General features: G+C 40.6%; 6 protein-coding genes and 1 pseudogene. 4 read left to right on the top strand and 3 right to left on the bottom strand.

All coding sequences use genetic code 11. The features are described 5' to 3' along the window. The first annotated feature begins 24 nt into the window (after positions 1–24). A complete protein-coding gene (locus NSQ44_RS18020) occupies positions 25–972 on the top strand; it encodes an L-lactate dehydrogenase (protein WP_066251795.1) in 948 nt (315 codons plus the stop codon). 463 nt (positions 973–1,435) lie between these two features. Here the strand turns inward: NSQ44_RS18020 and helD are convergent, their stop codons facing one another. Then, complete coding sequence (gene helD / locus NSQ44_RS18015) at positions 1,436–3,778, bottom strand: RNA polymerase recycling motor HelD (RefSeq protein WP_340857974.1); 2,343 nt, start codon at positions 3,776–3,778, stop codon at positions 1,436–1,438. Positions 3,779–4,210: 432 nt separating this feature from the next. Between helD and NSQ44_RS18010 the strand changes: the two genes are divergently transcribed. Further along, positions 4,211–5,440 (top strand): IS110 family transposase, encoded by a 1,230-nt coding sequence (locus tag NSQ44_RS18010; RefSeq protein ID WP_027725928.1) that lies wholly within the window; start codon positions 4,211–4,213, stop codon positions 5,438–5,440. Positions 5,441–6,490: 1,050 nt separating this feature from the next. Beyond that, a pseudogene (locus NSQ44_RS18005) lies at positions 6,491–6,613 on the top strand (IS256 family transposase); the annotation flags it as partial. Between the two features lie 282 nt (positions 6,614–6,895). Here the strand turns inward: NSQ44_RS18005 and NSQ44_RS18000 are convergent. Then, positions 6,896–7,681 carry a CsxC family protein gene (locus tag NSQ44_RS18000; protein WP_340857971.1) on the bottom strand — a complete coding sequence of 262 codons (786 nt, stop codon included), beginning with the start codon at positions 7,679–7,681 and terminating at the stop codon, positions 6,896–6,898. A gap of 149 nt (positions 7,682–7,830) precedes the next feature. Next, a complete protein-coding gene (locus NSQ44_RS17995; RefSeq protein WP_340857967.1) occupies positions 7,831–11,232 on the bottom strand; it encodes a BC_2427 family protein in 3,402 nt (1,133 codons plus the stop codon). 489 nt (positions 11,233–11,721) lie between these two features. Here NSQ44_RS17995 and NSQ44_RS17990 point away from each other — a divergent pair, with 489 nt between their 5' ends. Beyond that, positions 11,722–12,633, top strand: a complete 912-nt coding sequence (locus NSQ44_RS17990; protein ID WP_063388274.1) for a LysR family transcriptional regulator — start codon at positions 11,722–11,724, stop codon at positions 12,631–12,633. Positions 12,634–12,714 lie beyond the last annotated feature (81 nt).

Genomic DNA, 12,714 nt, shown 5'->3' with positions numbered 1-12,714 from the left:
ACATTTTAAGGAGGATGTATAACCATGAATAAAGAAAAAGTAAATCGTGTTGTAATCGTTGGAACAGGAGCTGTAGGCTGCAGTTATGCTTATTCACTAATTAATCAGGGGGTCGTTGAGGAATTAGTTTTAATTGATATAAATGAAGCAAAAGCTGAAGGCGAGGCGATGGATCTTAATCATGGAGTGCCGTTTGCACCTTCGCCAATAAAGGTATGGAGCGGTTCTTATCAAGATTGCGCCAATGCGGACTTAGTTGTTATCACTGCGGGATTGGCACAAAAACCAGGTGAAACCCGATTGCAGTTAGTTGAGAAAAATACGCGAATATTTAAACAAATTATAAAAGAGATTATGAAAAGTGGATTTAATGGCATATTTTTAGTGGCAACAAATCCAGTAGATATCTTAACTTATGTCACTTGGAAGGAGTCAGGACTGCCAAAGGAACGCGTCATTGGCTCAGGAACAGTCTTAGATTCTGCACGTCTAAGATTTGAATTAGGGAAGTATTTCAATGTGGATACAAGAAATATTCATGCAATTATCATAGGGGAACATGGAGATACCGAGCTTCCAGTTTGGAGCCATGCCAAGATCGGAATAGAGAATCTTGATGATGTTTTAGAGAGAAAGAAAGATTTAAAGAAAGAATGTTTAGAGGAAATCTTCGTAAACGTCCGTGACGCTGCTTATCATATCATTGAGCGAAAAGGGGCAACATACTATGGAATAGGAATGTCCCTTGTCCGAATTACAAAAGCAATTCTTAAAAATGAAAATAGTATCCTGACAGTATCTTCCTATCTAGAAGGTGAATATGGACAAAATGATGTATATATTGGAGTACCTGCCAAACTTAATCGTAACGGTGTTCAAGAAATAATCGAAATTGAACTAAACGAAAAGGAAAAAGAACAATTTAATTATTCCGTTTCAGTGCTAAAAGAAACGATAAAATCTGTCATTTAATCCAGCGACATGCTCTGTAGTGACCATTGTACCGGGAACGTTTAGGAAACAAGGATTGGGAAAACCAATTTACGATTACTAACTGCTGCGAGGCTTGTTAGGATGAAAAACTCAACAGCTTTCCAAGGACATGGGATGGACATAATGACCGTGTTTTCCTAAGGCTTGCGGTGTTGTTAAGCTATTTGAAGGGTGATCATTACTCAGATAAAAAGAACAAAATCGCTGCCTATTGTTTTTGAATGTTTGCTTTTTCTATTGAATGTGCTCTTGCATGGAGTTTCTCCTTTCAAATGTTGGATCGCATTTTCATTTTAACGGAGACCCTCTATGCAAGGGCTATTATTTTGCAAATTGCCTCTGATTTTATTTACCAACACAGTATTGCTGGCAAGTGGTTTTTTATATCATATATGGCCGTTTAATGACAGTGATACATTTCAGACACCAGACCAGTCCCGTGTTAACCCGGGATCTGAAGGAAACTACCCGGCACAACGTTCTGTAAAAAGGGGCTCGGTTCGCCTACACTGTAAAGCTGCAAGTAATGCATAGCCCGGGTGCAGGCGGTGTAGAACAATCTGCGCAGGCTCTCAACGCCGTATACGTGCGATGAAGCGTTATAAATGATGACGGCGTCGAATTCGATGCCCTTCGCCAAATACGCCGGTATAACGACAACACCTTGTTCATATTCGGTAGAGCCGCTCTTCACAAGTTTTATATCTTCAACTCTTTTCAGTGCTTCGTATGCGGCGGTGCTTTCCGCAGCAGATTTACATATAATCGCGATCGTATTATATCCCCGTTTCCGCAAGTCCGCGACTTTGGAAGCAATACAGCGGTGCAGTTCAGCTTGATCGGACACTCTCGTCAACACAGGCTTATCGCCGTCGCGTTCAAAAGCAGTGATCCGTTCGCCATCGGGTACGAGTCCGCGCGTAAATTCAATGATCTGTCTTGTGGATCTGTAACTGCGGGTCAAGGTGATCGAATCCGTTTTATCCGGTCCGTATAGGCTGGTAAGCGTGTGGAAATCGACTGTTTCACTGGCATGAGCGAATATCGCTTGGTTAAAGTCGCCGAGCACAGTCATCCTCGCCGAAGGAAACAAACGCTTCAAAAATTCGAATTGAAACGGAGAATAATCTTGCGCTTCGTCTACAAGCACGTGTTTGATCGAGACGTTCGTCTGAAAGCCTTGAATCAGCTCTTTCAAAAATAAATACGGAGTTGCATCTTCGTAAAACAGTTTGCCTTCGTCTAGCGTTTTTACAGTCAATCGGCAAATATCCTCCCACTCCTCGGGTGTTTCCCCTTCCAGCCACTGACTGACATGCGTTGGATCGGCGAAAAGCTGCTTGTATACTCCCTTCATGTCGATGAAACGAAGCGTTCGGATCCGTTTGCGCAACGGTTTCAGCTTCTTGCGAACGATCAATTGGCCCAGCGCTTCGATCTCGTTCTCATAGTTGTTTAATGATTCTCCTTTCAAGCCGCGTTTTTTCCGTAAGAGAGTATGAGCTTTATGATAATCCTCGTTGCTAAGCAGCTCGATTTCTTCCTGCACCCATGGCTTAGTCCGTTCAAGCTTCTCCGCTTCATCGATTTGCTTGTTTAGCCAATCTGCCAGCTTTTCAAGTCTGCTGTGAAAACGGAGCGAGGTGTCGCTGCTATAAAACCTTTCTGTGATTTGTTTGGCGGTGATGATCGGTTTTCCTCTAAATAGAATATCTTTGAATAGCATGCCGGATAATTCCAGCGACTTACAGTATGTTTTAATCGTCTCGAAGAAACGGGTTGATGCCTTGAATCGGATGCTCGCAGTTCTAGTCCGGTATAAAGAGTCATCCGCTTCAGTCAACACATATTCCAATTGCTCGTATGGACCCTCGATTTGAAATTCTTTGCTCAGCCGATATTCCAAATATTCCTGGAAGGTGGCCTGCTGCATATTCTCTTCGCCTAGTTCGGGCAGCACATTGGATACGTAGCTGTTAAACATCGAATTAGGTGAAAATAAAATGATTTGATCTGCTCTCAGCTTATCCCGATACTTGTAGAGCAAGTAAGCGATCCGCTGCAGAGCGGCCGATGTCTTGCCGCTGCCGGCGGGTCCTTGCACGATGAGCAGCCGCCCGCGATCATGACGGATGATCTGGTTTTGTTCCCGTTGAATGGTGGCCACTATGTTGTGCATATGTTTGTCTGTCACTCTGCCAAGCACCTGCTGTAAAATGTCGTCTCCAATGGTGAGACTCGTATCGAACATCGACTTGATAACGCCGCCGCGGATGATATATTGCCACTTTTTCTCCAGCATGCCGCGGACTGTGCCTCCGGGAGTAGTATATTCGGCCGGGCCGGGCGCGTAATCGTAGTAGACACTCGAGACCGGCGCCCTCCAGTCGTAGATCAGGATGTTCTCTCCGCTTGTATCCGTGAGCGTGGAGATACCGATATAGATTCGTTCAGCAGTTGAAGACCCTTCCTCAATGAAATCGATTCGACCGAAATAAGGCACCTCCTGCATGCGGCGCAGGGTGGACAACCTCTTGAAGGCTTGTCTGTGGGTGCTTTGGCTCACGGACAGGTTCTGTGCCTGTTGTCTCAAGGCGATGATCGTCTCAAGATAATCGTCGAACGTATCTGTATTCACCTTGACGTCATCCCAAAAATGTTTGCGGAAATCAATCACTTCTTTTCGACGCTGGGAGGTTTCGTTTTCCAGCATGCCGATTTGCTCCACAATGATCGCCATTATGCTGTCCAATCGTTCTTGCTCCTGCCGAAGTTCTGTATTCATATTAAGCACTCCTCATATACTAAGTTTCAGAAAGTTTTTTTATCGAATTTCCAGTCCGATACGCTCCTTGACAATCGCATATCTTGGGTGGTTACCTTTGTGGGAGGGGCGCGCCCCTCCCACAAAGGGTTCAGCGTACCGGGGTTGGACTTTTCTCAATGTTCCTGGATAATGGTCTTAGGATCATCGGGGATACTCTTCTCACTCCTGTAGCTTCGACTACTTGTAAAGTCTGTCTCCCCGGCCCCTGTTTGGACGTCTAACCCGCAGGCTGTTCCCGTTGGTTTTCCCCATGCTGGAAGGAGCAGCTTCCAGGGCAGCCCATGGTCCAACGTGAGTTCTCATATGCGAGGGTGACTGGTCAACAGGCGCGATCCGGGGGCATCCCGAAGAGTCCAACCCCTCGATCCTACAACAATAGGAGGTGATCTCATGAAACTCTACGTCGGGATCGACGTGAGCTCACGCGACTTAGCCACCTGCATTATGGATCATGAAGGAAATACGTGCGCACGCTTCAAAGTGGATAATCATCTTCTGGGCGCCACCTTCCTTCGGGATCAAATCCTCCTGTGGGCTAACAAGCGAAAGCCAACCGAAATTCTCATCGGGATGGAAGCCACCTCGGTCTACAGTTGGCATCCAGCTATGTTTTTCCACCAGCAGGAGGCCTTGCAGGCTTGGAACGTCAAGGTGTTTACGATCAATCCAAAGCTCATTCGCAAGTTTAAAGAAGCCTATGTCGACTTGGAGAAAACGGATGACATCGATGCTTGGATCATTGCGGATCGGCTTCGCTTCGGCCGTCTGAAGATGACGGCTGTCCTCAAGGAGCAGTTTCTCGCGCTTCAGCGACTGACACGCATGCGATATCATCTCGTCCACCAGTTAACCCGTGAGAAACAGTATTTTCTCCAGCACTTGTTTTACAAATGCAGTTCCTTTACCCAAGAGGTGGACAGTTCGATCTTCGGACATGCCATTCTCGAACTGCTGCTTGAGTCGTGGAGCCTCGATGACATCTGCCAAATGGATGTCAAGCAGTTGGCCGACTTCCTGCGCCAAAAAGGGCGCAATCGCTTTGCCGATCCGGAATGCATCGCCAAGTCGATTCAAAAGGCGGCCCGTTCGTCGTATCGGTTGTCCAAGTGTGTCGAGGATTCCATCGACTTGCTGTTAGGGCTGTCGATTCAATCAATCCGCAGCCTGCAATCGCAGCTCAAAGAGCTCGATAAAGCCATTACCCGCCATCTTGAAGGCATTCCGAACACACTGCAAACCATCCCAGGCATCGGACCGGTTTATACCGCAGGCATCCTGGCCGAAATCGGGCAAATCGAGCGGTTTCACAACCAGGCCGCCTTGGCAAAATATGCCGGCTTGACATGGTCCAAGCACCAATCGGGCCGTTTTCAAGCCGAGGACACCTCCCTCATTCGTTCCGGCAATCGCTATCTCCGTTACTACCTAGTGGAGGCTGCCAACTCGGTGCAACGGCATGATGCGACGTTTCGTGCGTACTACCGGAAGAAGTATGAGGAAGTGCCCAAACACCAACATAAACGAGCCCTCGTCCTCACCGCTAGAAAACTCGTGCGTGTGATCGATGCGCTGCTACGCAACGGTCAAATCTACACGCCAAGAAAGGGGGAAGATCGATAAGAGGATCGATCTGGTATACCAATATCAACCTTTAGACCCAGTTTATTACATGTACCAATACTGGGTTTCTTCAGTATTGCCTTTTTTCGGATCATCGGACAAGGGAATTTCCAATTTCTATGATTTTTCACCTTGACATATTACCGCAGGACTTTAAAAAATAAAAATGGGGATTGACTGAAGAGGATTTATGTTTTATAATTATAATAGGGACACTATTTTTATAATTTAAACAAAATGTGTTTCTTTACTAATTTACCATAGTTTCTCAATTTTTTCAATGTATTTAACGCTGTCGTCGATATTATAAACAAGTTGAAATTGTATGTGTGATGAAGATAAAAAGTTACTGGAAGACCATTAATTAAAGTATTTCTCATGGAAGAGAACCGATGGTTTTCTTTTAGACCGTCTAATAAAGTTTGCAAAATCGTGTTATAAGTGAATAAGTTTGTTAATATAAACAGTCTAACTAGATTAGTTAGGCTGTTTTTTTGTTTTGTAAAAATTCTTAAATAACTATGAAAGAAGGAAATTGATTACAAAGATTATCCTTTAATCAGAAGTTGGAAACAAAATTTAATAAAAAATCAATTATTGTCCATTTCCGTGTAGCATGCGAATTTTATCGGATAAATCATATAAGCGGATAAATCGACTATATAAAAGGATGTGACATCCTTGAATACAGGTGAAACTAATGGGGAGACATATTCCAAAGTTGATACTGTAACTAAAACGAAAGCTGGATCTTATCGTGAAAGAGTAGAGGGAAAGAAACAATAATTTTTAGACAAGCCCATTGTGCTTGTCCATTTTAAATGCGAGAGGGAGATTTTATGACCGAGCAACATTCCGGAACATTTTCCTCAACACTACAGCTTCATGTACGTATTCTCATGTATGTATACATATTGACGGACTGCACCTGTAGAAAATTCAACTCCATACTTGCGTTATTGCCGCTTTGCGGCCTGAACTCATCAGAGTGATTTTATGTCTCAGAAATTAAACTGTACGCAATCAGGTGATGGAAGATTATACACGGACTTTGATGATGCCTCTGCTGTTCTTGCGTTTCCTAAACGCTGCAGAAACCGCTTGAGACTTACCGAGCGTGTGGAACAACTCATTGAAGAGATTCGTATTTTTCCAAACCGTGAGTCCATCCTGGTGATTGGGCTGTCTTTCGAGAAATCGATGAACAACCTAACATGACTGAATACTAAGAGCGGCGCAAAAGCACTGGAACATATCAGAGTTACTCAAGATAATGGCAAATAAGCTACGCTTAGAGCTGCAGTGAGTGAACAAGGGAAAACGTTTAGGAAAGCCTGAGCTCTCGCAGCAGGTTCAGCCGATAAAGGGCTTAAATTTTCTTTTAACGAGAAAGCGAAGAAATAACAGTTAAAAAGAAAAGTAGAAGCCATGACCCAAAAAGTCACGGCTTCTGAACTAGTTATTTGTGTTTAGATCTGTTTGCGGCGCATCTAAAGTTCCTTCAGGGAAACTAGGAGTTACTTGTGTAGCTGTAGTTTGAAATTGTTGAACTTGTAATAATTTCACAGTAAGATCTAAGACGATTTTTTCGCGCAATGTTTTAAACTGGCCTTCAGGTCCTACTTTAACTGGTGAGAAATCAAGTTCATAGAAGTTTGCGGCTATTAATTCACCGTATGGTTGTTCATTATATTTGACGAGATTTTGGAAGAAATATTTATCCAAACGAGGAACAAGGTCATTTTTCTCATTTAAGAAGAGAGCTTTGCTTTGATCAGAAATTCCTATTATTGGGAAAAGAAGGAAATCCCCGGTTGGAGCAGCGTCTGCAAGTTCTGTAAAACCAGAGAACGGAACGTCTGCAATTCTGTCTTGAAGTGCTCCATTGCAGTCTCTGGAAGCATATTCAATATCTTTGCGAATAAATCCTGATACAAATAATTTCGCTCTAGTTACTCTAAAATAGTCCGTTGTACCAATACGTGTAAATCTAACAGGTACTAGTTTCGCTTGTTCCAAAAATACGTTTTTTGTCACTCTCTTAATTTCAGTTGCTGGCGGATCAAGTGGAATATCTGCCTCTACTACAACTTGAATAGTTTTTTCTGCTAATACAACAGGAGTTTTAAGAGTTACAGTAACATCTGGTGTAAGAACTAAATCGGTATTTTCATTTGATAATGGTACTTGTTCTGTCGATTTTACTGGGCAAGCTGAGATTTGATGATCGTCTTTACTCATGAAAAAATCCACTCCTTAATTTTTTTTTGAGTTTTCCAAACTTTGCATTAATACAATATGCAGCATTCATTTTTAAGTTTGGGCTTTTCACATAATCATTTTTCTCATTTTTAAATCAAAGAGTGGATTTCGTATACATTCGATGATCTCTAGATTCCATTGCTAGCATAACTGACTCGAACTTGTTGTACTTGTAATAAATGAACGATTAAATCCAATATAATTTTTTGGTGCAATTGACGATAGTAAGGTACTGATTCATTTTGTTTGGAACCTTCATTTCCGTTGTCTGCGGCAGTGTACTCAATATTTTGTGATATATATCCTTTTATAAATAAATTTCCTTTCAGTGCTGTACATGTTCCATTATCTAATGATGGGGAGAATTGAGTAGGTACGAATTTACAATTTGTTAGTACGACCTCTTTAGAGATTTCTTTAACGCCCAAAATCTCTTCTTCAAATACAACATCTTCTTCTAAAATTATTTCCATTTTGTATTCCCCTGCTACAACTGGAACTCTAATTTGTATAAAGTCATGAGATGTACAAGTTTTGTTATCTGTTTCGCTTGTTTTCGCAGCTTTTGAGTCATGCAGGGGAACTGCAATAGATTGATAATGATTGTTTTTATTATTCTTACTATAACTGGAAACAGTGTCAGTTAAAGAGATCATTTCATGAATTTTAGAGCAAACTAAACGGCAATCAGGCTGTTCAGGATAATAAGTTGTAGTATTGAGTAATTTTGTGTTTAATTGAGGAGTTTGTTTATTGTTTAAGTCAAGAAATTCAGCTGAATTTTGAACTATACTGCTAAAGATAGGAGAATGAAGAAAGTCATCTATTTCTACAAAAGTCGAAAATGGTCTTTTTATAGTCATCGAACATGTTTTTCCATATTTGATAGATTCATCTGCATTATCAAAATTAATAGCTTTTTGATCATTCGTTCCATCCGATTCGGATGAAGGATGAACAGGCTCAAAAACAGAAACGGTCTCCTGTTCAGCATGAGAAACCTCATCCGTTTTCACAGTATGCTCAACATCAGCTGAGGAAATTTCTTCAGGAACGACACCATACGACGAATGATCCGGCTCAACTTTATGGTCAATAAAATTGGTTTCATGGATATTTTCTTGATCATTTATTTCATCCGGGCCGGATGAAGCAGGAACAGGTTCAAAAACTGAATCGGTTAGAGCATGATCCTTTATATCCTGTTCAAGACCAGCAGCATGAGGAGTTTCATCCATTTTCGAAGCACGAACAACATCTGTTGTAGGAACTTGTTCAGAGTCGGCAATATCCAATGGACGAGTTAGTTCGACTGTATGGTTAATAAAATTGATCTTAAAGACATCTTGATCGTTCATTTCATCCGAACTGGATGAAGCATGGGCAGGTTCAAATGCTGAATCTGCTGGATGATCCTTTTTATCCTGTTCAAGATCAGCATGGGAATACTCATCCGTTTTCACAGCATGTTCATCAACAGCTGAAGGGGATTGTTCAGGATCAGCTCCATCTGATAAATGAACCGGTTCAACTGTATAGTCAATAGGATTGGTTTCACTGATATTCTCTTGATCATTTATTTTATCTGAGCTGGATGAATCATGGGCAAATTCAAAAACGGAATTGGTCGTAGATTGATTATTTGTCTCCTGTTCAAGATCAGCATGGGAAGCCACATCCGTATTCACAGCATGCTCATCAACAGCTGAAGGAGATTGTTCAGGAACGGCATCGTCCAATGAATGAACTGGCTCAACTGTATAGTCAATAGGATTGGTTTCACTGATATTCTCTTGATCATTTATTTTATCTGAGCTGGATGAATCATGGGCAAATTCAAAAACGGAATTGGTCGTAGATTGATTATTTGTCTCCTGTTCAAGATCAGCATGGGAAGCCACATCCGTATTCACAGCATACTCATCAACAGCTGGAAAAACTTGTTTAAGATTGTTTTCATCCAATAAATGAGCAAGCTCGACTGAATAATCAAAAGAATTGGTTTCAAAGTGATCCTCTTGATCATTTATTTCATTCGAGCTGGATGCAAAGGTGTACACAAGTTCAAAAACCGAATCCATTGAATCTTGATCGTATTTCTCATGATGTTCAAAATCAGTTAAGGAAATACGCCTAACATGAGAAAAACCATCCATTTTCAAAGTATGATCATTACTAGCGAAGAGAACTAGTTCAGAATCGTTTCCATCCGATGATGAATGAGCTCTATCGACTGAATGATCAATAGGATCAGTATCAAAGGCATCTTCTTGATCATCTATTTCATCCGAATTGGATGAAGTATGAACAGGCTCAAGAACCGAATCGGCTGAGGGATGATCCTTTGTCTCATGGCTAGGGCTAGGTAGAGAAATCTGCTTAATATCATGGGAAGAACAATCCGTTTTCAAATCATGATCAGCATTAGCTAAAGGCATTAGTTCAGAATCGTTTCCATCCGATGATGAATGAGCTCTATCGACTGAATGATCAATAGGATCAGTATCAAAGTCATCCTCTTGATCATTTATTTCATCTGAATTGGATGAAGTATGAATAGGCTCAAAAATAGAATCGGTTGGAGACTGATCCTTTGTCTCATGGCCAAGGCTAGGTAGAGAAATCTGCTTAACATCATGGGAAGAATAATCCGTTTTCAAATCATGATCAGCATTAGCTAAAGGCATTAGTTCAGAATCATTTCCATCCGATGATAAATGAGCTCTATCGACTGAATGATCAATAGGATCGGTATCAAAGTCATCCTCTTGATCATTTATTTCATCCGAATTGGATGAAATATGAATAGGCTCAAAAATAGAATCGGTTGGAGACTGATCCTTTGTCTCATGGCCAAGGCTAGGTAGAGAAATCTGCTTAACATCATGGGAAGAATAATCCGTTTTCAAATCATGATCAGCATTAGCTAAAGGCATTAGTTCAGAATCATTTCCATCCGATGATAAATGAGCTCTATCGACTGAATGATCAATAGGATCGGTATCAAAGTCATCCTCTTGATCATTTATTTCATCCGAATTGGATGAAATATGAATAGGCTCAAAAATAGAATCGGTTGGAGACTGATCCTTTGTCTCATGGCCAAGGCTAGGTAGAGAAATCTGCTTAATATGGGAATCATCCGTTTTTAAAGTGTGGTCATCAGTTGAGGAAACGTGTTCAGGATCGGTCGTTCTATTCGATGGTTGAGTGGGACCACAGATGCTGCCTGTATGATTTCTTTTAGACATATTATACTTTTTGTATAAATTCATCAGTTTGGAAACATTATTTTTATTTTTGTTTAGTTTGGTCACTTTTTTTATACCGTAATTTTCATGTGAATCATCTGCTTCTGCTGTATCAATGCGATTTGCCACAATATCTGATTTGTGACTATCATTTTCTTCTTTTGTATGCTGAAAATTGGCACATACAGATTTTTTTTGAACTCTTGAAGATTTAAAAATGTTCATTTGTTTAGAACGTATTTGCTGCATCCTCTCATGGTGAATCCATGGAGTTTTCATGACACCTCACTCCCAAATTAACGAATTTTTACTGTATTTATTTATGCTTTATTTCCCGCATTTGTCCCTGTACAATTCAGGAAATTTCAAAAATAAGCTCTATGTAGCATTTTTCTCAAATCAGATGATTTGCCTGTTTCTCTTCAAAAATTCGATAAATGGGGATACTATGCCCGCTAATCTTTTTATAATATTGATATGGAATATAAAAATAAATGATTGCATAGATGAATGAAATGAAAAGTTTTTAGATATAAGAAGGGGAACTTGAAGGATTAAAAGAGGACAAAATTAGAGCTTTTTATTTCCAAATAAAATACTTCCGTTGTTGAAATTAGCGTAAGGAAGGGGCTGTCTAATAATGAACTGCCCTAACAAGAACATCAAGATTTTATGCTTCGCCTATTTGATAAAACAAATTTAAAGCGCTAAAGTGAAAAGTGTGGTAAACTTTATTATCATTAAAATGTAATAGGGTGTTTGATTCAATTGGAAATTAAACAATTGAAGTGTTTTCTTGAGGTTACACGTACCGGCAATTTTACCACTGCATCTGAGAATCTGTTCATTACGCAGCCTGCTCTCAGCAGAATTATCAAATCATTGGAGGATGAAATTGGAGCACCGCTTTTCATACGTACTAGAAAAAAGCTGATATTGACGGATGCAGGCCGTATTTTAAAAAAACATGCTTTAAAAATTGAAAATCAGCTGCAGCAATTGGATGCAGAACTTGATAAAATGTTTATGCAAAGAAAACGACAAATTCGCATCGGGCTACCTACGATTACGAATTCCATTTTCTTCTCAAAATTGATTGCATCGTTTCATGAAGAATATCCAGAGGTGATTTTCCTACTAGAAGAGGATGGTTCCAAACCAGTTGAAGAGAAGGTTCTCAATAATTTATTGGATTTTGGGGTCGTTGTTCTTTCTGAGGAAAATGAAAGTCTTGACAGTATTATATTTGTGAATGAGAAATTAAAACTAGTTGTCTCTTCGTCTCATCGTCTGGCGGGAAAACAGGAAGTGTCTTTACAGGAGCTAAAAAAAGAGGACTTTATTATGTTCGACCGGGATTTTGTGCTAAGAAATCTTGTCATCAATTCTTGTAGAGAAGCCGGTTTTCAACCGAAAATTATTTCGGAAACATCACAACTGGAGTTTATTCAAGAATTGGTTGCCTACAATATAGGTATTACTTTGCTGCCTGAAAGTACGTGTATAGAACTAACAGATGATTTTAAAACGATCACCGTCACTAATCCGGAAATTGAATGGAATCTGGCAATGATTTGGAGAAAGGATGCAAGCTTATCACAGATTGCGCAGGAATTTGTACGATTTGCAAAAGAAAAGCTGTCGACAGCTAATCCCGGACAGGATTCTAAATCCGATTGAGTCAACTATAAGAAGGCTTCCTTTTATGAAAGGGAAGCTTTTTTTACTTGAAGCAGAAAAAAGAAGAAAGTGTCTTTTTTG

It is taken from the genome of Aeribacillus sp. FSL M8-0254 (assembly GCF_038008845.1).
GTDB classification, from domain to species: Bacteria; Bacillota; Bacilli; order Bacillales; family Aeribacillaceae; genus Aeribacillus; species Aeribacillus composti.
The sequence above is the reverse complement of the archived record's forward strand: the minus strand, read 5'-3'. Positions and strand labels throughout refer to the sequence as shown.